Below are 21,079 nucleotides of genomic sequence, written 5' to 3' on the forward strand. Positions count from 1 at the left end.
CATGCGCCGCGCCGCCATCCCCCTCTTTGCCCTCGTCCTGGCGCTGGTGCCGCTCATTCCCGGCATCTCGTCGTTCTGGATTACGCTGCTCGACAATATCGGCCTGGCGGCCCTGGTCGCCATGGGCCTCGTCCTGCTCACCGGCGTCGGCGGGCTCACCTCCTTCGGACAGGCCGCCTTCTGCGGCTTCGCCGCCTATACCTCCGCCGTTCTGACCACCCAATACGGCTTCAATCCCTGGGCGACCCTGCCTTTCGCGCTCGCCGTCACCGGCCTTGCCGCCGTCATCCTCGGCCTAGTGACCGTGCGCCTCTCGGGCCACTTCCTGCCGCTCGGCACCATCTGCTGGGGCTTCAGCCTCTATTACGTCTTCGCCAATATCGAGATGCTCGGCCGCCATGACGGCATTTCCGGCATCCCGCCGCTGTCACTGTTCGGCTATTCGCTGATCGATCCGCGCGCGGTCTATTACGTCATCTGGGCCTTCGTCATCGCGGCGGCGCTGATCACCGCGAACCTGCTCGATTCCCGCGAAGGCCGCGCCATCCGCGCGCTGCGCGGCGGACGGGTCGCGGCTGAGGCCTTCGGGATCAACCCTGCCTGGGTCAAGCTCAAGGTCTTCGTCTATGCGGCCCTGCTGGCGGGCCTCTCCGGCTGGCTCTATGCCCATGTCCAGCGCGCCGTGAACCCGACACCCTTCGGCATCAACCCCGGCATCGAATATCTGTTCATGGCGGTGCTTGGCGGCGCCGGCCAGGTCTGGGGCGCGGTCATCGGCGCCGGTCTGGTCGTGATGCTCAAGGATGCGCTTCAGCGCATCGTTCCGGTCGTGTTCGGCACGTCCTTCCCGCTCGAGACGGTGGTCTATGGCGTGGCGCTCATCGTCATCCTGCAGGTGGCGCGCGAGGGGCTGTGGCCGCGGCTTGCAGCCCTCGTACCGCCGGCCCCGCCGCCGGATGTCGATCTTGCCGCCGAGCCGCTACCCGTCCGGACGCGCAGTGCGGCGACCCCGATCCTGTCGCTCGATCGCGCCCGCAAGGCCTTTGGCGGTCTTGTCGCGGTGAATGACGTCTCCTTCGCCGTCGAGCGTGGCGATATCGTCGCGCTGATCGGGCCGAACGGCGCGGGCAAGAGCACCACCTTCAATCTCATCACCGGGGTGCTTGGCCTCACATCGGGCTCGGTGACATTTGCCGGCCAAAAGATAGCCGGCATAGGACCTCAGGCCATTGCGAGCCTCGGCATTGCGCGCTCGTTCCAGCACGTGAAGCTGCTGCCGGAGATGAGCGTGCTCGACAATGTCGCGCTTGGCGCCCATCTGCGCGGCTCCCAGGGCTTCCTTGCCGGGCTGTTCCGGCTGGATCGCGCCGAGGAGCGGCGACTCAAGGCCGAAGCAGCCCGCCAGATCGCCCGCGTTGGCCTCGCCGAGCACATGCACAAGCCGGCGGGATCGCTGGCGCTCGGCCAGCAGCGCATCGTCGAGATCGCCCGCGCGCTGGCACTCGATCCCGAACTGCTGCTCCTCGACGAACCTGCGGCGGGGCTCCGCCATTTCGAGAAGACGGCCCTCGCCGATCTCCTGCGCCAGCTAAAAGGCGAGGGCGTCTCGGTCCTGCTGGTCGAGCATGACATGGGCTTCGTGATGAACCTCACCGACCACATCGTCGTGCTGGATTTCGGCACCCGCATCGCCGAGGGGCCGCCCGCCATCATCAAGAAGGACCCGGCCGTGCTTGCCGCCTATCTCGGAGCCGCCGAATGACCGCGCTGCTCAGCCTTCGCGATCTCTCGGTCTCCTATGGCCATGTCGATGCGGTTTCCGGCGTCACCGTCGAGGTGGGCAAGGGCGAGATCGTCACCGTCATCGGCGCCAATGGGGCCGGCAAGAGCACGCTGCTCAATGCCGCCATGGGCCTCTTGCCGGCGTCGGGCGAGATCCATTTCGAGGGCCGGGATATCGGCCCCATCGAGGCAGAGGATCGCGTCGGGTTGGGACTATGTCTCGTCGCCGAGAAACGCGAACTCTTTGCCTCCATGAGCGTCGAGGACAATCTGGTGCTCGGTGCCTTCCGCGTGGCCCGCGCCGAGGCGGCCCGCGCGCTGCAGGAAGTGTTCGACCGGTTCCCGAGGCTTCTGGAGCGGCGCAAGCAGATGGCCGGCACCCTGTCCGGCGGTGAGCGCCAGATGCTCGCCATGGGCCGCGCGCTGATGAGCCGGCCGCGCCTCCTGATGCTGGACGAGCCGAGCCTCGGCCTCGCGCCGAAGATCGTCGCGGACATCTTCGCGATCATCGCCGACCTGCGCGCCGCCGGCACCGCCATCCTGCTGGTCGAGCAGAATGCCCGCGCGGCGCTGGCCGCCGCAGACCGCGCCTATGTCATGGAGCTCGGGCGCATCAGCCTGGAAGGCAAGGCGGCGGAGCTCGCCAAGGACAGCCGGATCGTCGAGAGCTATCTGGGTCTCGGCTAACCAGCGCGAGCCGGAACCATTCGAGCAACCATCGGTTGCCTCTCCGTGCTGTAGCCGGGGAGGCAAGCCATGACCCATTTCATGATGACGACCAATCTGAGGATCGCGATCCTGATCTTCATGATGACGCAAGGCGTGCTGTTCGGCATCGGCGCCGTCACCATCCTGTCGATGCCCTACCTGTCCGAGCGTGCCTGGGAGCTGTTTCCCTGGATGGTAGCCGCCAGCTTCGTGATCGCCGCGCCGATCGCCTGGCTGATCGCGCCGATGTTGCGCGCCCGTTACGAGATGCGCAGCCGGGCGCCCAGCATCTGAGTTCTCTGGCGTGGATGGCCACGAGGAGGCCAGAGCGGCTTCACTCTCCCCTGGAGCGGGAGGGTCGGCGACCGCAGGTCGACGGGGTGGGGTGACAGCAGCCCAACCTCACATTCACCCCACCCCGATCTCGCTTGACGCTCGATCGACCCTCCCCCTCCAGGGGAGGGTGGGAAGTGGCGCGGCTGAGCTCACGTCTCAGCTCGGCAGTCCCACATAGTTCTCGGCCATCGATGTCATCGCGGCTTCGGAGGACACGAGGTAGGCGAGATCCGTCTCCTGGATCTTCTGGTCGAACGGCGTCTGGTCCGGGAAGCGGTGCAACATGGTGGTCATCCACCACGAGAACCGGACCGCCTTCCAGATGCGCGCCAGCGCCCGTCCGGAATAGGCTTCCAGCGCCGCATCCGACTTCTCGTGATAGTGCTCGATCAGCCCCTGCGAGAGATAGCGCACGTCGCTGACCGCGAGGTTCAGCCCCTTGGCCCCGGTCGGCGGCACGATATGGGCGGCGTCACCCACCAGGAACATCCGGCCGAAGCGCAGCGGCTCGGCCACGAAGGAACGCAGCGGCGCGATCGACTTCTCGAACGATGGGCCCGTGGTGATGGCGGCGGCCGTCTCCGGATCGACGCGCAGGCGCACCTCATCCCAGAAGCGCTGGTCCGACCAGTCCTCGACGCGGTCGGTCAGCGGGCACTGGACGTAATAGCGACTGCGGGCGTTGGACCGCATGGTGCACAGCGCGAAGCCGCGCGGCGAATTGGCATAGACCAGTTCGTGGTCGACGGGCGGCACTTCCGCCAGAATGCCCAGCCAGCCGAACGGATAGACCCGCTCGAAGGTCTGGATCGAGCGCTCCGGCACGCTCGCCCTTGAGACACCGTGATAGCCGTCGCAGCCGGCGATGAAATCGCAGTCGATCTCGTGGGTGACGCCGTCCTTCACATAGGTGACGCGCGGATGGGCGCTGTCGAAATCGTGCGGCGCCACCGCCTCGGCCTCGTAGACGGTCGTGGCGCCGGAAGCCTTGCGCGCATCCATCAGGTCGCGGGTCACCTCGGTCTGGCCGTAGATCATCACGGTCCGGCCGCCGGTGGTGCCGGAGAGATCGATCCGGTGTTTCTCGCCGTTGAAGGTCAGCGCCAGCCCATGATGAACGAGACCCTCGCGGCGCATCCGCTCGCCGACGCCCGTGGCATCGAGAAGGTCGGTGGTGCCCTGTTCCAGAAGTCCGGCGCGCACGCGGGCCAGGACATAGTCCGGCGCCCGGTTCTCCAGGATGACATTGTCGATGCCGGCTCTGGTTAGGATCTGCCCGAGCAACAGGCCGGAAGGGCCGGCCCCAATGATCACGACCCGGGTGCGCGTCTTGCTCATGCTGGTTCTATGTCCGAGGTCAGAAAGGGAAAGGGCCCGGCCTGGCGCCGGGCCCTGCTGCTCGTCAGGAGGCGGAGCCCGGCACCAGCGCCCAATTGCCGTCCTTCACCGTGATCAGCACGCGGGCGCGATCGTCCACGCCATAGCGATCGGTGGCGGTGAAGTTGAACACGCCCTGGCTCGCGATGATGTCGCGCTCGGTCAGCATGGCCTGGCGGATCGCCTCGCGGAATTCCTGCGTGCCCGGCTTGGCGGTCTTCAGCGCCACCGGAACGGTCCGCTTCAGCACCTCCCAGGCGTCGAAGATATGCGCGCCGAACTGGGTGCGCGTGTCCTTGCCATACTTGCCCTCATAGGCATTCACGTAAGCCAGGCCCGGCGCCTTGACCTGGGCCGTCGCCGGCAGCAGCTCCGGCGCAATCACCGGGCCGGACGCCATGATGACGCCTTCCGCCGCGCGGCCGGCGATGCGGATGAAGTCACGCGTCACCGCGCCATGGGTCTGGTAGATCGGCCCGGTGAAGCCGCGCTCGCGCAGCGCGATCTGCGGCAGCGCCGCACCCGTTCCGGAGGCCGCCACCAGCACCGCATCGGGGCGGGTGGAAACGAGCTTCAGCGCCTGGCCGGCAACGGATGTGTCGGCGCGCGCATAGCGCTCATCGGCGGTCAGGCGGATGCCGGCCGGCTCGGCCTGGGCCTTGAACTCGCGCAGCCACAGGTCGCCCCAGGAATCGGAGAAGCCGATCATGCCGACCGTTTTCACATTGGTGCGCTTCATGTGGTCGAACAGGCCCTTCGCCATCAGCGCAACCGGCTGCGGCATGACCACGCTCCACTTCTCGCGGCCCGGCTGGATCGGGATCGGCGCGAAGGAGAAATGTGGCACATTGGCCTCGAAGGCGACGTTGGACACGGCGATGCCCGGCGGCGTCGTGGACGAGCCCATCAGCACGTCGGCCTTGTCCTCGGCGACGAAGCGGCGGGCATTGGTGGTGGCAGCCGTCGGGTCGCCGGCATCGTCGAGCACGATGGCCTTGACCTTCAGCCCGCCGATCTCGGGCGAGAGCAGCTCCACCATGTTGCGGATCGGCACGCCGAGCGCGGCCGCCGGGCCAGTGACCGAGATGGTGATGCCGATGGTGATTTCGGATGTCTGCGCCGAGGCGCGGCCGATGAGGCCGGCGACGCCGAGCGCGGTGCCGCCGAGGAGTGTGCTGCGTCGTGTCAGGATGGTCATGTCGTTCTCCCTTGGGTTGGACTGGACCGCTTGGCGCGGTCTCGTTGTTCGGTGATGTCAGGCTGTCTGAAAGGCGTCGATGATCTCTTGCGGAATGGACGTGCCCTTGATGCCGCCGGTGTCGGGATCGCGCCGCACCAGCACCCGCGTCTCGAAGCCCTCGATCGCCAGCGTCTCGCCCTTCAGCACGCGATGCTCGACATCGAAACTCGACCGCCTGAATTCGGCAATCCGGCTTTCGATGATGATCTCGTCGCCGAATTTCGACGGCACGAGAAACTTGGCACGGGTATCGACCATTGGATAGCCCACCACCTCGAAGCGCTTGAGCATGGCGGGCTTGGGAAAGCCGGCGGCGCCGAACAGATGGGCGGTGGCGGCATCGAACATGCCGAAATAGCGCGGATACCAGACGATGCCGGCGGGGTCGCAATCGCCCCATTCGATCATCACGGTCCGGCGGTTGACGAGGCTCATGGGGTCACCGTGCGCTCATGTTTTCGACGAGCATGGCAATGCCCTGACCGCCGCCAATGCAGGCCGAGGCAATGCCGTAGCGCAGGCCGTTGCGCTTCAGTTCGCGGGACACTGTCACCGCGAGGCGAATGCCCGTTGCCGCCAGTGGATGGCCGATGGCGATCGCACCACCATTGACGTTGAACTTGTCCTCGTCGATCCCGAGCTCGCGGGCGCAGGCCATGGCCTGGGCGCCGAAGGCCTCGTTGATCTCGATCCGGTCGATATCGGCGAGGCTCAGGCCGGCTTTCGCCAGCAGCGCCTGGATGGCCGGCACCGGGCCGATGCCCATGATCTCGGGCGGCACGCCGACGCTTGCCGCAGCGACGATCCGCGACAAGGGCGACAGCCCGCGCGCCTTGGCGAAGGCGGCGCTCGCCACCACAGCCGCCGCTGCGCCATCGACCACTGCGGAGGAATTGCCGCCGGTCTGCACGCCGCCGAAGGCCGGGCGGATCTTCGCCAGCGCTTCCACCGAGGAGGGCCGGATATGGGTGTCGGCGGTGACATGGTCGCCGCGCTTGAGTTTGATGGCGCGCGGCTCGATACCGTCGCGGGCGAAGGTCTCGTCGGTCACCTCGACGATCTCGCCGGCCAGGAACCCGCTCTCCTGGGCTGCGACCGCACGCGCGAACGAGCGCGCCGCAAACTGATCGACTTCGGCCCGGCTGATCTGGTGTCGGCGGGCGAGGTTCTCGGCCGTGCCGCCCATGGCCACATTGGCGGCGGGATCGAGCAGCGCTTCCCAGAGGAAATCCTTGAACTCGACCTGGCCCATGCGGAAGCCGCCGCGATGGGTGTAGGCGGCGACCGGATTGCGGCTCATCGATTCCGCGCCGACGCACAGCGCCGCGTCCGCCCGGCCGAGCTGCACCGCATCGGCGGCCTGGCTGAGCACTTCGATGCCGGTGCCGCAGACCCGCTGCACCAGATGAGCCGGCACCTCGATGGGCACGCCGGAATAGAGCCCGACATGGCGCGGCAGCATGTAGGCGTCATAGCTCGCCTGGGCCATCGAGCCGCAGATGACCGTGCCGATCGCCTCGCCCTCGATGCCGGTCTTCTTCAGGACCTCGCGGCCGACCTTGATGCCGAGATCGATCGGCGAGACGAGGCCGAGCGCGCCATTGTAGTCGACGAAGGGCGTGCGGACGCCGTCCACCAGAACGACATCGGTCCAGGAAGCGGTGACGGCACGGGGAGGGGACTGGCTCATGTGGCTTGGCTCGCAACGAGGATGTGGGGCAGTGGCGGGTCGGCATAGAGTTCGGCGACGAGGCCTGCGCGATGGTCCAGCATGGCGCGCTGGTTGATCGAGCCCTTGTCGGTGATCTCGCCGCGATCGATGGAGGGGGCCGCATCGAGAATGACGGCGCGTGTCACCCGCGTGGCCGAGCCGGTCGCCGTCCGCGCAAGTGCGTCGAGCTTCGTCTGCAGCATCTGGCGCAGTGCGGGATCAGCGGCGATGGTCTTCAGGTCATTTGCCGGAGAAAGATTGGGGCAGGCGTCCCGCACACCCTCCAGATCGAGGATCAGGATGGCGCTGAGATCGTCACGGTCGATGCCCGCCAGCACCACATCGCGGACCAGCGGCTCCAGGGCTGTCACCACGCGTGCGCGCATTGGGCCGACGCTCACCCAGGTGCCCGTGGCGAGCTTGAAGTCCTCGGCGATCCGGCCGTCGAAGTCGAAGCCGCGGCCGAAATCGTTGGGGTCCACCGGCTTCAGAGCATCGCCAAATTTGTAGAACCCCTCCTCGTCGAAGGCTGCCGCGGTCGCTTCCGGCTGCCGCCAGTAGCCGGGCGTGACGTTCGGCCCCCGCACGCGAACCTCCAGCTTGGCGCCAGACGGCACCAGCTTGATCTCGTTGCCGGGGACGGGCAGGCCGACATGACCGGAGCGGCTGGTCTCCGGCGTCACCGACATGGAGAAGGGTGCCGTTTCGGTCGAGCCGAGGCCGGTCAGCATGGGAATGCGATGGCCGGTTTCCATCACCGCGATCTCGTCGAGCGCGCGCCAGACGTGGCTCGCCAAGGATGCGCCGGCAAAGAACATGCAGTGCAGGCGGGCGAAGAACGAGCGCCGCAGGACCTCGTCCGTGCGCAGATGGGCGACCAGCGATTCATAGCCCTTGGGCACGTTGAAATAGACGGTTGGAGCAATCTCGCGGAGATTGCGGACGGTCGCCTCGATGCCGCCCGGCACCGGCTTGCCGTCGTCGATATAGAGCGAGCCGCCGTTGAAGATGGTCAGGCCGACATTGTGGTTGCCGCCGAATGTGTGGTTCCACGGCAGCCAGTCGACGATGACAGGCGGCTCGTCCTTCAGGAAGGCCAGCGTCTCGCGCAGCATGACCTGGTTGGCCGAGAGCATGCGCTGGGTGTTGATCACCGCCTTTGGCACGCCGGTGGAGCCGGAGGTCAGCAGGAACTTGGCGATCGTGTCGGGACCGGTCGCGGCATGGGCAGCCGCCACCGCCGGACCATCGACTTCGCGCAGCAGGGCGGCGAGCGGCGTCACCGGCCGGACGCCGGCCTGGCCGCGAGACGCGACCACCTCGATATCGGTCGCAACAGCGTCGTTGAGCGCGCCGGCATAGTCGTCCGCATCCTCGACATAGACCAGGCCTGGGGTAAGCAGCGCTATCGCATGCTTCAGCTTGCCGTGATCCTTAGAGACCAGCGAATAGGCCGGCGAGATCGCGCAATAGGGCACGCCGGCATGCAGCGCCGCCAGCGCCAGCAGCGCGTGATCGACCGAATTGCCGGACAGGATCGCCAGCGGCCGCTCGGCACTCAGCCCGCGCTTCAGCAGCGCCGTGCCCAGCGACAGAACCACCGGCAGGGCCTCGCCATAGGTTACCGAGCGCCAGCCGTCATTGGCCTTCCGCTCGGCCACGAAGACGCGGTCGGGCGCGGTCTCCGCCCAGTGAACGAACAGGTCGCTCAACCGGTCGGGATAGGGGCTGAGCGGCGCACAGGGGCGCACGATCACTGTGCCATCGGCCCGTCTCTCGACGTCCACGGTCGTGCCGCCGAAGCGGATCGGGCGCAAAGGATGCGCGGTCACGGCATTCATGCCGCTTCTCCTCCCTGGTGGTCTTCACCGCGCCTTCTTGGATGAGGCGCTTGCGAAACGTGCGGTCAGGCCGGGCGGACCTTGCCGGCCTTCTTGGCGAGAAAGTCCTGGATCCGGGTCTTGGCCTCGCCATCGGCCTGCGCGACGGCGGCCATCAGCGATTCCATCAGGAGGCCCGTCTGCGGGTCGGCCTCCGCGATGCGCGGCAGGGCCTGCACCACGGCGAAATTGGTCATCGGCGCGTTGGTGGCGATCTTTGCGGCGAGGTCGAATGCGGTCGAAAGGCCCTGGCCCTCGTCGACCAGATATTGCGAGAAGCCCAGGGCCACACCCTCCTCGGCGCGGTAGGTTCGTCCCGTCAGCATCATGTCGGCCATGCGCGCCGCGCCAACCAGCCGCGGCAGCCGCATCGACCCGCCACCGCCGACGAAGATGCCACGCTGGCCCTCGGGCAGGGCGTAGAAGGTGGAGGCTTCAGCCACGCGGATGTGACAGGCGCAGGCAAGCTCCAGCCCACCGCCGATCACCGCGCCCTTCAGCGCGGCCACCACCGGCACGGGTGCGAACTGGATGCGGTCGAACGTGCGGTGCCACATGCGCGAATGCATCACGCCTTCGGTGACGTCGCGGGTGGTCAGCTCGGACAGGTCGAGACCCGCGGAGAAATGGTCGCCGATGCCATGGATGACCGCGACGCGAATGCCGTCGGGAATGGCAGAAAAGCAGGCCTCCAGGGCAAGCACGGTGGCGTCGTCCAGCGCGTTGCGCTTGTGCGGCCGGTTGATGCCGATGCTCAGCACCGGCCCCTTCAGCTCGACGAGCAGCGGCTGGGTAACAGGGCGGGCGGCAGCGGCCTGCGGCATGGTCCGGACTCCGTGAGATAATGATTATATACGATAACTAATTTGCGAGGCAAGCCTCCGCATGGCCGATGAGAATGTGTGCGTCTTAACGGCCCATTCAGCATTAACGGCTCACCTAAGGGTATCTCGAAACCGCCGAGCCCTCTCTGCAGCAGCCGGATGTCCCATGCGCCTCCCCAAGCCAAGCCTCAGCCATCGGCTCTATGCCTTGCTCGCACTGTTCGTCCTGTCATGCTGCGCCATCGTCGGGCTTCAGCTGGTCGAGCTCAGGGACAACCTGACACGCCAGAAGGAAGTGGAGCTCAGCCACCTCGTCGAGATCGCCCTGTCGGTCGCCAAGGAGGAGCACGCTCTGGCCGCCAAGGGGCAGGGCACCGATGCTGAGGCGCGCACCCGTGCCGCCGAGCGCATCGCGGCGCTGCGCTACGGGTCCAACGACTATTTCTGGATCAATGATCTGCAGGCGCGGATGATCATGCATCCGATCCGCCGCGACATGAACGGTCAGGACCAGTCCGCCTTCCAGGATCCGAACGGCAAGCGCATCTTCGTCGAGTTCGCCCGCGTCGTCCGTGAGAAGGGCCAGGGCTTCGTCGACTACATGTGGCCGAAGCCCGGCGCCACCGCGCCGCAGCCCAAGCTCTCCCACGTGGTCGGCTTCCAGCCCTGGGGCTGGGTCATCGGCACCGGCGTCTATGTCGACGATCTTCAGGCCCAGGTCTGGAGCGCGGCGAAGCAGGGTCTGGGCATTGTCGCGGGCATCGTGCTGCTCGCAGGCCTGATCTTCTGGAAGACCGCCCGCGGCATCTCGCTGTCGATCAGCGGCATGACGTCGACGATGAACCGGCTGGCGGCTGGCGATCTGGCCGTCGAGACGCCGGGGCTGACGCGGCGCGACGAGATCGGCGCCATGGCGGCGGCCGTCGAGGTGTTCAAGCAGAATGCCGTCGAGCGCGAAGCCCTTGAGGTCCAGGCCAAGGAGGCCGAGGCTGACAAGGTCGCCTACAATGCCAGGCTGAGCACCATGCTCGAGACCTTCAAGGTGTCCGTCGAGGGCGTGCTGGGTGCGACCAATGCGACGGTCGGCGAACTCGGTGCCTCCTCGGAGGCTTTGACCTCCATCGCCAATGACGCGATCGCCCGCGTCGGCGAGGCCGAGGCGGCCTCCGCCAACACGTCCGGCAGCATGCAGAGCGTGGCCGCGGCCTCGGAAGAGCTCGCCACCTCCATCGAGGACATCACCGCCAAGGTTGGCGAGGCCTCCGATATCGTCGGTCGGGCCCGCGAGGTGACCAGCACCTCGGTGGAGCAGATCCGCGCGCTGGCCGAGGCCGGCCAGAAGATCGGCAATGTCGTGGGCCTCATCCAGGCGATCGCGGCGCAGACCAATCTCCTGGCGCTCAATGCCACCATCGAGGCGGCGCGTGCCGGCGAGGCGGGCCGCGGCTTTGCTGTCGTCGCCCAGGAGGTGAAGCAGCTCGCAGGCCAGACCGCCAACGCCACCAGCGAGATCGCCGGTCATGTCACCGGCATCCAGAAATCCACCGAAGCGGCGGTCGCGACCATTGAGCAGATCGCCCGCACCATGGGCGACGTGGCAGCCATCACCGATGGCATCGCCGAGGCGGTCGAGAGCCAGTCGCTGGCAACCCGCGAGATTTCGTCCAGCGCTCAGGTCGCGGCGGTTGGAACCGGCACCTTGAGCGAGAGTGTCGCCCGGGTGACCACCATCGTCGAACAGACGACGGAGACGGCGGAGACGGTGCGCACCCGCTCGGGCCATCTGCAGGATCAGTCACAGAAGTTGTCGGAAGAGGTGCGCGACTTCCTGCATGCCCTGCGCTCCGGTCCGCTCGACCGGCGCAAGGAGCGCTCGGCGGACTTCGCTGGTCCTGATCGTCGCAAGCGGGCCTGATCTCGGAGCGACACCTCTCTCCTGTTCCGGGATCGCTCCGGCGCATCCCCTGAAATCGTTGGAGAATTTCCCGGCGCGGCGGAGCGACAGATCGCTCTGACCGCGCCGGTTCTGTTATGCGCGGGCGCCGATTGACAGGCTGATGAAACGCTTCGTACAGTTCAATATATCGGAACGTTGTTCCAAATAGTGGAACTTTTATGAGCCTCGCCAACGCGGCTGCCGTCCTCCATTGGCTGAAGCGCGACCGCCGCGATGTGGCGGTGGGTGAATTGTCGACGGCCATGGGCTGGCCGAAGAGCTCATCGTCCCGCCTGCTCAAGGACATGGCGCGGCTTGGCCTCCTGGAGCGCGACGAGGCGACCCGCCGTTACCGCGCCGGTCTGCTCATGCTCGAACTCGGCCGGCAATATTCCGCAGGCGAGCCGCTTCTCGAGGCCGCCGATGCGGAACTGCAGGAGATCACCCGCCAGACCGGCTATTCGACCGGGATCTCGATGCTCGACGGTACCGATATTGTGGTGCTGAGGAGCCGGCCCGGCACCCATCCGCTGCGGGTGGTGACGCCGCCCGGCACGCGCGGTCCGGCCGCCGCCAACTCGACCGGCCGGGTCCTGCTGGCCCGGTTGCCCGACGATGAGATCCGCCGCCGGTTCACGCCCTTTCCGGCCCCGCCGCGGCCCAATGCGCCGGGCGATGTCGCCGACCTCATGGCCCGGGTGCAGAAGGCGCGTGTGCTCGGCTTTGATGAGTCCAACGACGAGTCGCTGGCCGGTCTCTGCGGCATCTCTGTCGCCATCGGCGAGCAGAGCCATGGGCTCGGTTACGCGCCCTATATCGCCTTCTCGGCTGCCCAGCTCGAGCCCGGAGAGCGCCGCCGGCTCGCAGCCATGCTGGTCGACATGGCAGCGCGGCTGTCAGAGCGCTTCGGCGACGTGCGCCCGGCACCGCCTTTGCAAAGGCGGGCCCATGGCTGACGTTCTACGCCCCCGCCGCACCGCCGTATCGCCGATCGCCTGGGCGCTTGGCCCGGCCATTCTGCTGTTCATCATCTTCTTCATCATGCCCTTCGGCACGATGGCGCTGCTGTCGTTCCTGAGCGGCAACCCCGCCAACAACCCGAACGTCTTCTTCACGACCCGGCATTATGAGCGCTTCTTCGGCGACTCGCTCTATTTCGAGGCATTGGTGGCGACGCTGCGCATCGGCGTGATCACCACGCTGGCCTCGTTGCTGATCGGCTACCCGCTCGCCCACTGGATGGCGCGCATCCCCTCCAGGCTTGGCCATGCGCTTCTGCTCATGGCGGTCATTGCCCCCATGCTCACCGGCATCGTGGTGCGCACCTTCGCCTGGATGACGCTGCTGCAGGACCGCGGCGTCATCAATCAGACCCTGATGGCCTGGGGACTGACGAACGAGCCCATCCGCCTGATGTACAACGAGTTCGGCACCATTCTGGCGCTAGTCCACATCTACGTGCCGTTCATGGTGCTGACGCTGACCGGCGTCATCGGCCGCATCGACGAGCGTCTGGAACAGGCGGCGCGCAACCTTGGCGCCAACCGCGTCCGCGCCTTCATCGAGGTGACCCTGCCGCTGAGCCTGCCGGGCATTCTCGCGGGCTCGCTGCTGGTCTTCGCGCTCTCGATCAGCGCCTATGTCACGCCGTTCCTGATGGGCGGGACTGACGTACTCACCCTGCCCATGCTGATCTACCAGCAGGTCGGCGCGAGCTTCAACATGGGCTTTGCCGGCGCGCTCGGTATCATCCTGCTTGGCGTCTCGCTGGTGGTGGTGATCGCCTACAACAACGTGCTCGGACGGTTCGCCGGCGGGGAGAAGATGGCATGAAGCGCCGCTTCGACCTTGGCAATGCCGCCTATTATACGCTGAACGGCGCGATCCTGACGTTCCTGCTGGCGCCGATCGCCATCGTCACGGTCTTCGCGCTCAATCCGACGCCCTACATCTCGTTTCCTCCGGTCGGCGTCACCTGGCGCTGGTTCGACAAGTTCCTGTCGAGCCCGGAATTCATGGACGCCTTCTGGCTGAGTTTTCGGGTGGCGCTGGCGGTGCTCGTTCTCTCCATGCTGATTGGCGGGCTCTGCGCATTGGCGCTGGCACGCGGCAACCTGCCGGGCGCGCGCCTCCTCACCGCCTTCTTCATGTCGCCGCTCATGCTGCCGGCGATCCTGACGGGCCTCGCACTGTTCCAGCTCTATCTGATCCTCGACATCGGCCGCCCGGTCTGGGGTCTGATCATGGGCCATACGCTCGTCGCGGTGCCCTATGTGCTGCGCACGACGCTGGCCGTGCTGCACAATTTCGACCGCCGGATCGAAGAGGCCGCCGCCGTCCATGGCGCAACGCCGACGCGGGTCTTCTTCGAGGTGACGCTGCCGCTGATCCAGCCCGGCGTGATGGCCGGCGGCATCTTCGCCTTCATCGTCTCCTTCGACCAGTTCCCGATCTCGCTGTTCCTGGTGCCGCCCAGAGGCGAGACGCTGCCGGTCGTCTTGTTCAACTACATGAAATTCGACCTGGATGGCGCCATCGCGGCGGCATCCATGGTGTCGATCCTGATGGCCGTCTCGGTGGTGGTGCTGCTCGAGAAGGTCATTGGCTTGAAGGCCTATGTGAAGCTGTGACGCCGAGACCCGACAGGAGGCTCCTCATGACTGCCAAGACCATGAATCGCAGAACTCTCATGAAGGCCGGCGCCGCCATGGCGACCGTGCTTGCCGCGCCTCACATCGCCAATGCCCAGGCGGCCACCCTCAAGATCACGACCTGGGGCGGCAAGTGGGGCGACATCATGAAGAGCGAGCTGCTGCCCGCCTTCGAGCGCGAGTTCAAATGCACGGTCTCGCCCGACCAGGCCTTCCCCTTCCTGCCCAAGCTGCAGGCAAGCCCGAAGTCGAACCCGATCTACGACGTGCTGCACGCCAATTCCAACGAGCAGTGGAAGGCGCTGGAAGAGGGCCTCGTCGAAGCCAAGTTCGACGCGAAGAACGTCCCCAACATCAAGGACGTCTACCCCTACGCCAACAGCGACAAGATGGTCGGTGTCTCGATCTTCACCTCGGCCATCGGCCTCGGCTTCCGCACCGACAAGGGTCTGGTCAAGCCGACCTCCTGGAAGGATCTCGCCGACCCGAAGCTCGCCGGACAGCGCGGCGGCTACATCATTCCGGTCAATTCGCTGGGCCAGGCCCATCTGATGATGCTCGGCAAGATCTATGGCCGCGGCTTCAACGATCTCGACGCAGCCTACAAGGCGCTGGAAGCGCTGAAGCCGATCAAGCTGTTCGACTTTACCGGGCAGATGGAAAAGGCGCTGCTCTCGGCGGAAGTGACCATGGGCGTCATCCATGACAGCGGCATCTATCGCTATGACAGCGGCACCGAGCCGGTCGACTTCGCCATTCCCACTGAAGGCGTGCTGTCGCTCGAGCAGGTCCTGACGGTGACGCCGGGCTCCAAGGTCAAGGAACTCGCCTACGCCTATGTCGATTACATGCTCCGTCCGGCGGTTCAGAAGCGGCTGGCGGAAGGCGTCTGGTACTCGCCGTCCAACACCAAGGTGCAGCTCGACGCCAAATATGACGCGAAGCTGTTCAACACGCCTGAGAAGGTCGCCAAGCTGATCCAGGTCGACTGGAAGTGGTATAATGCCCGCAAGGACGACATCGACCTGCGCGTTGCGCGCATCCTGAGGGGCTGATGTCGGCCATCACAACATCGCCGGCGTCGATCCGGCTGGATGCCGTGTCCAAGAGCTATGACGGCCAGTCCCTGGCCGTCGACGCGGTGACGCTGGACATCCAGCCGGGCGAATTTTTTTCTTTGCTCGGACCCTCCGGCTGCGGAAAGACCACGACGCTCAGAATGATAGCCGGCTTCGAAACTGTCGATGCCGGACGCATCCTCGTCGGTGACCGGGATGTCACCGACGTGCCGGTGCACAAGCGCGACATGGGAATGGTGTTCCAGTCCTATGCGCTCTTCCCGCATCGCACGGTCGCCGAGAACGTCGCCTTCGGCCTCAGGATGCGCGGTATCGACAAGGCCGAGATCGCCGAACGGGTGAAGGCGGCGCTCGCCCTGGTGGCTCTCACCGGCTACGAGGACCGTAAGCCCGGCCAGCTCTCGGGCGGCCAGCAGCAACGGGTGGCGCTGGCGCGTGCCACCGTCATCAAGCCGCCGGTCCTGCTCTGCGACGAGCCGCTGGGCGCGCTCGACCGCAAGCTCCGCCAGCAGATGCAGTTCGAACTGAAGCAGCTGCAGAAGGAGCTTGGCGTTACCCTGGTCTTCGTCACCCACGATCAGGAGGAGGCACTCGCCATGTCCGACCGGATCGCGGTGATGAATGCCGGCCGGATCGAACAGGTCGGCACGCCCGGCGAGATCTACGAGCGGCCGCGCACGCGCTTCGTGGCGGACTTCATCGGCGAGATCAACCTGATGGAAGACGCCGGCGGCAAGGCACTCGCCGTCCGCCCTGAGAAGATCGTGCTGGGTGCGGCGAGCGGCGCCCAGGTGTCGGGTCGGGTCGAAAGCGCCAACTTCCTCGGCGGCCAGACGCTCTACCGGATCATCACGGCTGACGGCCGGCAGATGCTGGCCAAGGAGACCAATGTCGGCGAGCGCCCCGTGCGCGCTGTCGGCGACGAGGTTGGGCTCTCGTGGAGCCCCGCCGATGCCGTTCACCTGGAGGCATGACCATGGCGCTCACCCTCGGCATTGCGACCATCGGCCAGGCGCCGCGCGACGACATCGCGGACCTGTTCGCGAGCTACGCCCCGGCTGGGACCAGGGTCATCCTCCGCGGTGCGCTGGACGGTCTGAGCGACGACGAGATCGCCGCCCGCCCACCGCTTTCGGGGGCCGACACGCTCTACACACGGCTGCGCGGTGGCCAGGACGTCAAGATCTCCAAGGCCCATGTCATCGAGCGCTCGCCGGCTGTCCTGGCCAAGCTTCGGGCCCATGGGGCCGACGCCATCGTCTATGCCTGCACCGGGGATTTCCCGCCGATGGAGGGCGATGCCGGGGTGCTGTTCCCATCGCGCGTGCTGAACGGCCTTGCCGCCGCCCTGCTGCCGCAGGGCCGGCTCGGCCTTCTGCTGCCGCTGGTCGAGCAGGGCGAGAAGCTCTCGGCCAAATGGGCGCGGCCCGGCCTTGAGATCGTCTTCGAGGCACTGAGGCCAAGCGCTGGCGCGGATGAGATCGCCGCCGCCGCGGCCCGCCTCAAGGCCAAGGCGCCCGATCTCGTGGCCATGGACTGCATGAGCTACACGCCGGCCACCAAGGCAGGCGTCAAGGACGTGCTGGGTGACGTGCCGACCATCCTCGGCATCACCGCCACCGCCCGCGTGCTCGACGAGATGCTGAGCTGACGCCTCAACCAACCCTTCAAGGCCGCGCCTTGCCGCGGCTGCCCACCCTTCCCTCGACTTGATCGCGGACGCCCATGACAGACCTGCGTGAACTCTCCATCGACGACATCGAATCGCTCTCGGTGGGGGCCTGGATCCTCGGCACCGGTGGCGGCGGCTCGTCCTATCTCGGCCTGCTCAACATGCGCGCCCTCTATGCCGAGGGCTACCGCGTCAGCCTGATGCAGCCGGCCGATCTTGCCGACGACGATTGGGTGGCTGCGGTCTCCAACATGGGCGCGCCGCTGGTCGGACAGGAGCGGCTGACCGACAGCCGCACCATCGCCCGCGCGGTCGATCTGATGGAGCGCCATACCGGTTACCGGTTCCGCGGGATCATGGCGCTGGAGATCGGTGGCGGAAACTCCATTCAGCCGCTGATGGCGGCAGCCCATCTCGGCCGCCCGGTGATCGATGCCGACATGATGGGCCGCGCCTATCCGGAAGCGCAGATGACCTCGGTGGCTGTCGGCGACCTGAAGCCCTATCCGCTCTCCACCGTCGACTGCCGGGGCCTTGAATCGGTTGTCGAGAAGGTACCGACCTGGAAATGGATGGAGCGGGTCAGCCGCAAGATCTGCGTCGAGTACGGCTCCATCGCCTCCACCTGCAAGGCGCCGCGCACCGGCCGCGAGGTCAAGGACTGGGGCATCCATGGCACCACGACCAAGGCGATCGAGATCGGCCACGCCGTGCGTGAGGCGCAGCGCCGTCACGAGGACCCGATTGCGGCCATCCTGTCGGTCGAGCCCGGCAAGGTGCTCTATCGCGGCAAGGTGATGGATGTGGAGCGCCGGGCAACCGAAGGGTTCCTGCGCGGCCGCACCCGTTTCGACGGCATCGATGAGTGGAAGTCGACCTCCATGGAGCTCGCCTTCCAGAACGAATGGATCGTCGCCTGGCAGGATGGTGAGCCGATCGCCATGTCGCCCGACCTCATCTGCGTGCTGGACAGTGTCACTGGCGAAGCCGTCGGCACCGAGACCATCCGCTATGGCCAGCGCGTCACCGTGATCGCGCTGCCCTGCCCGCCGGTCTTCATGACGCCGAAGGGCCTTCAGCATGTCGGCCCCCGGGCCTTCAACTATGACATCGAATTCAAGAGCGTGTTCGCATGAGACGGATTGGCATCGACGTCGGCGGGACCAATACGGACGCCGTCCTGATCGAAGACGGCAAGGTTACCGGCGCGGTCAAGGCGCCGACCACGGAGGACGTGACCTCCGGTATCCTGGACGCCCTGAAGCGCCTCGGCGCCACCGGCCTGCTCCAGGGCAAGAAGATTGATGCCGTGATGATCGGCACGACCCATTTCATCAACGCCGTGGTCCAGCGCAAGCATCTCTCGAAGGTCGCGGCGCTGCGTCTCGGCATGCCGTCGGGTGCTTCGCTGCCGCCCTTCTGCGACTGGCCGGGCGATCTCGCCACCCTGGTGCGCGGCGGCGTCTGGATGGTCGAGGGCGGTCACGAATATGACGGCCGGCCCTTCATGCCGCTCGACCGCGAGGCGGTGACCAATGCCGCTCGCGAGATGAAGGCAAAGGGCCTGAAGGCCGTCGCCATCTCCTCGGTCTTCTCGCCGCTCGACCCGAGCCACGAGCGCGAGGCGGCCGAAATCGTCGCGGCCGAAAACCCTGGCGCCATCATCACCTGCTCGTCGGACCTCGGCCGCATCGGCCTGCTGGAACGCGAGAATGCCGGCCTGCTCAATGCAGCGCTCGCCGATCTCGCCCGCGATACGATCGCCGCCTTCGACAAGGCGATCCGCGACAGCAAAATCGACGCACCGCTGTTCATCACCCAGAATGACGGCACAGTGGCCGAAGCCCATCAGGCGATGAAGCTGCCGGTCTATTCCTTCGCCTCCGGTGCGACCAATTCGATGCGCGGCGCTGCCTATCTCTCAGGACTCGACGACGCGATGGTCGCCGATGTCGGCGGCACCACCACGGATATCGGCCAGCTCAAGAATGGCTTCCCGCGCGAGGCGAATTCCGTCGTGCAGGTCGGCGGGGTGCGCACCCTATTCCGCATGCCCGACCTGATGTCCTTCGGGCTCGGCGGCGGCAGCCATGTCGCGCTGGATCCAGTGAAGATCGGGCCGCTCTCGGTCGGCTATCGCTTGCTCACGGACGGCATCGCCTTTGGCGGCGGCCAACTCACGACCACCGATGTCGCTGTTGCTGCCGGCATCCTGCCGCTCGGTGACAAGGCGAAGGTTGCCCATCTCGACAAGGACACTGTGGCGAAGGTCTTCGACGAGGCGAAGCGCATGGTCGAGGTGACGGTCGACATGATGAAGACCGAGGCAGGTGACGTGCCGCTGCTGGCGGTTGGTGGCGGCGCCTTCCTCATTCCCGACACGCTTGAGGGCGTCTCGCGCGTGGTCCGCGTCGAGCATGGCGACTGCGCCAATGCGGTCGGCGCGGCCATCGCCCAGGTGTCCGGCGAATGCGACCAGATCTTCCGCGACATGACCCGCAACGACGCGCTGGACGCGGCGGCAGCCGTCGCATCGGATCGCGCGGTGGCCGCAGGTGCGGACAGGTCCACGCTCAAGACGATCGAGACCGAGGACATGCCGATCGCCTATCTGCCGGGCAATTCGCTCAGGGTGCGCGTGCGCGTCGTGGGAGATGTCGCGAGCGGTTGAGGCTCACAGGCTCTTCAGGGCTGCGTCGAGATCGCCGCGGCCCTGGTAGCGGACCGTCTCGAGCCCAAGCCAGTCAGCCATCAGCCTCAGTTCCGCGGCAAGCGGCTCAGCAACGCGCGCCGGCTCGAAGCCCGCTTCGGCATGGGCCGCCTGGACTAGCAGCACGGAGGCCGGACGATCCGCCTTGAGGTCAACCCGGGCCGCGAGCGTGTCGCCCAACAGGAACGGCAGGACGTAGTAGCCGTGGGTGCGCTTGTGCGCCGGCGTATAGATCTCCAGTCGGATGCGAACGCCATAGAGCGCCTCGGCCCGCTCGCGTTGCCAGACCAGCGGATCGAACGGGGCGAGCAGGGCGCGCGCTTCGACCTTGCGGGGGATGCGGATGCCCGGCGCAAGGTAGGCCTGTTTCGGCCAGCCCTCGACCGAGACGGGGATGAGGTCTCCCGCCTCCACCAGCTCCGCGAATAGCGGTTTGGCATCCTCCGCATCGAGCCGATAATAGTCGCGCAGGCAGCGCTCCGACGCGATGCCGAGGGCAGAGGCGGAAAGGCTCAATAGCCGCTTCTGGGCATCCCTTGGCTCAGGCGTCGGCAGGTCGATAATCTCCTGCGGCAGAACACGCTCGGTCAGGTCATAGACCCGCTCGAAGGCGCCCCTGCGAGTCCTGGTCGTTACCTTGCCTGCCCAGAACAGCCATTCCAGCGCACGCTTGCCCTCCGACCAGCCCCACCAGCCGCCCTCGCCCTTGTGTTCGTGCGACAACTCCGCCGCTGCCAATGGTCCGCGATCGGCAATTTCCTGGCGGACCTTCTCGATCACGTCCTGCCGTTCGCGCCCGAACTTCGCGAGGCCGGTATAGACGCCCTCGCCCCGGGCGGCGCGGTCCATCCGCCAACGAAACAACGGTTGCAGCGAAACGGGGAGGTAGGAGGCCTCATGGCCCCAATATTCGAACAGCTTGCGCTTGCGGCCCTGGTAGGCGAGCCGGTCGAGATCGGCCGTCTGATAGCGGCCGAGCCGCGAGAAGCCAGGCAGCGTGTGGGCGCGGGCGATGACATTGACCGAATCGATCTGGACCACACCGAGGCGCTCGATCATGCGGCGGAGATCACCGATGTCGGCTTCTCCCGTTTGTCGGTCGGCCCCAAACCCCTGCGTTGCTATGGCAATGCGGCGCGCCTCGGCGAGGGAGATGCTGCTTGATCTGCGTGG

At 66.6% G+C, this 21,079-nt stretch carries 18 protein-coding genes and 1 pseudogene; 12 read left to right on the top strand and 7 right to left on the bottom strand.

All coding sequences use genetic code 11. From position 1 onward, the window contains the following. The first annotated feature begins 1 nt into the window (after position 1). The 3 genes from E8L99_RS07080 to E8L99_RS07090 all read left to right on the top strand — a co-directional run bounded on the left by E8L99_RS07080 (position 2) and on the right by E8L99_RS07090 (position 2,784). A complete protein-coding gene (locus E8L99_RS07080) occupies positions 2-1,762 on the top strand; it encodes a branched-chain amino acid ABC transporter ATP-binding protein/permease (protein WP_137098880.1) in 1,761 nt (586 codons plus the stop codon). Continuing rightward, entirely contained in the window at positions 1,759-2,469 is a 711-nt protein-coding gene (locus tag E8L99_RS07085; protein ID WP_137098881.1) for an ABC transporter ATP-binding protein, read from the top strand. Before E8L99_RS07080 ends, E8L99_RS07085 begins: the two co-directional genes overlap by 4 nt. A 69-nt stretch (positions 2,470-2,538) precedes the next feature. Next, positions 2,539-2,784 (top strand): hypothetical protein, encoded by a 246-nt coding sequence (locus E8L99_RS07090; protein ID WP_252511286.1) that lies wholly within the window; start codon positions 2,539-2,541, stop codon positions 2,782-2,784. A gap of 198 nt (positions 2,785-2,982) precedes the next feature. On the opposite strand, the gene pobA is transcribed toward E8L99_RS07090, so the two are convergent. The 6 genes from pobA to E8L99_RS07120 all read right to left on the bottom strand — a co-directional run bounded on the left by pobA (position 2,983) and on the right by E8L99_RS07120 (position 9,858). After that, positions 2,983-4,164 carry a 4-hydroxybenzoate 3-monooxygenase gene (gene pobA, locus E8L99_RS07095; protein WP_137098882.1) on the bottom strand — a complete coding sequence of 394 codons (1,182 nt, stop codon included), beginning with the start codon at positions 4,162-4,164 and terminating at the stop codon, positions 2,983-2,985. Between the two features lie 64 nt (positions 4,165-4,228). Then, a complete protein-coding gene (locus tag E8L99_RS07100) occupies positions 4,229-5,401 on the bottom strand; it encodes an ABC transporter substrate-binding protein (protein WP_137098883.1) in 1,173 nt (390 codons plus the stop codon). Between the two features lie 57 nt (positions 5,402-5,458). Then, positions 5,459-5,878 (bottom strand): acyl-CoA thioesterase, encoded by a 420-nt coding sequence (locus E8L99_RS07105; RefSeq protein WP_137098884.1) that lies wholly within the window; start codon positions 5,876-5,878, stop codon positions 5,459-5,461. 4 nt (positions 5,879-5,882) lie between these two features. Continuing rightward, complete coding sequence (locus E8L99_RS07110) at positions 5,883-7,133, bottom strand: thiolase family protein (protein ID WP_137098885.1); 1,251 nt, start codon at positions 7,131-7,133, stop codon at positions 5,883-5,885. Then, positions 7,130-8,995: a feruloyl-CoA synthase gene (locus E8L99_RS07115; RefSeq protein ID WP_137098886.1), complete on the bottom strand. Its 1,866-nt coding sequence runs from the start codon at positions 8,993-8,995 to the stop codon at positions 7,130-7,132. Before E8L99_RS07115 ends, E8L99_RS07110 begins: the two co-directional genes overlap by 4 nt. Positions 8,996-9,060: 65 nt before the next feature. Further along, on the bottom strand, positions 9,061-9,858 hold the full coding sequence (locus tag E8L99_RS07120; protein ID WP_137098887.1) for a crotonase/enoyl-CoA hydratase family protein: 798 nt from the start codon (positions 9,856-9,858) through the stop codon (positions 9,061-9,063). Positions 9,859-10,138: 280 nt separating this feature from the next. Between E8L99_RS07120 and E8L99_RS07125 the strand changes: the two are divergent. The 9 genes and pseudogenes from E8L99_RS07125 to E8L99_RS07165 all read left to right on the top strand — a co-directional run. Further along, positions 10,139-11,773: pseudogene (locus E8L99_RS07125) on the top strand (methyl-accepting chemotaxis protein); the annotation flags it as partial. Positions 11,774-11,973: 200 nt separating this feature from the next. Continuing rightward, positions 11,974-12,750 (top strand): IclR family transcriptional regulator, encoded by a 777-nt coding sequence (locus E8L99_RS07130; RefSeq protein WP_137098889.1) that lies wholly within the window; start codon positions 11,974-11,976, stop codon positions 12,748-12,750. Continuing rightward, positions 12,743-13,627, top strand: a complete 885-nt coding sequence (locus E8L99_RS07135) for an ABC transporter permease (protein WP_137098890.1) — start codon at positions 12,743-12,745, stop codon at positions 13,625-13,627. Before E8L99_RS07130 ends, E8L99_RS07135 begins: the two co-directional genes overlap by 8 nt. Next, positions 13,624-14,424, top strand: a complete 801-nt coding sequence (locus tag E8L99_RS07140) for an ABC transporter permease (protein WP_137098891.1) — start codon at positions 13,624-13,626, stop codon at positions 14,422-14,424. Before E8L99_RS07135 ends, E8L99_RS07140 begins: the two co-directional genes overlap by 4 nt. A 26-nt stretch (positions 14,425-14,450) precedes the next feature. Beyond that, on the top strand, positions 14,451-15,500 hold the full coding sequence (locus E8L99_RS07145) for an extracellular solute-binding protein (RefSeq protein WP_137098892.1): 1,050 nt from the start codon (positions 14,451-14,453) through the stop codon (positions 15,498-15,500). Next, entirely contained in the window at positions 15,500-16,498 is a 999-nt protein-coding gene (locus E8L99_RS07150; protein ID WP_137098893.1) for an ABC transporter ATP-binding protein, read from the top strand. The genes E8L99_RS07145 and E8L99_RS07150 overlap by 1 nt, the downstream gene beginning before the upstream one ends. A 2-nt stretch (positions 16,499-16,500) precedes the next feature. Then, a complete protein-coding gene (locus E8L99_RS07155; protein ID WP_168201600.1) occupies positions 16,501-17,175 on the top strand; it encodes an AroM family protein in 675 nt (224 codons plus the stop codon). Positions 17,176-17,249: 74 nt separating this feature from the next. Further along, entirely contained in the window at positions 17,250-18,332 is a 1,083-nt protein-coding gene (locus E8L99_RS07160; RefSeq protein ID WP_137098895.1) for a DUF917 domain-containing protein, read from the top strand. Then, complete coding sequence (locus tag E8L99_RS07165; RefSeq protein ID WP_137098896.1) at positions 18,329-19,867, top strand: hydantoinase/oxoprolinase N-terminal domain-containing protein; 1,539 nt, start codon at positions 18,329-18,331, stop codon at positions 19,865-19,867. Before E8L99_RS07160 ends, E8L99_RS07165 begins: the two co-directional genes overlap by 4 nt. A 3-nt stretch (positions 19,868-19,870) precedes the next feature. Here the strand turns inward: E8L99_RS07165 and E8L99_RS07170 are convergent, their stop codons facing one another. Then, positions 19,871-20,965: a winged helix-turn-helix domain-containing protein gene (locus E8L99_RS07170; RefSeq protein ID WP_252511287.1), complete on the bottom strand. Its 1,095-nt coding sequence runs from the start codon at positions 20,963-20,965 to the stop codon at positions 19,871-19,873. Positions 20,966-21,079 lie beyond the last annotated feature (114 nt).

Origin of the sequence: Phreatobacter aquaticus, assembly GCF_005160265.1 — a bacterium.
In the GTDB taxonomy this organism is placed as follows: Bacteria; Pseudomonadota; Alphaproteobacteria; order Rhizobiales; family Phreatobacteraceae; genus Phreatobacter; species Phreatobacter aquaticus.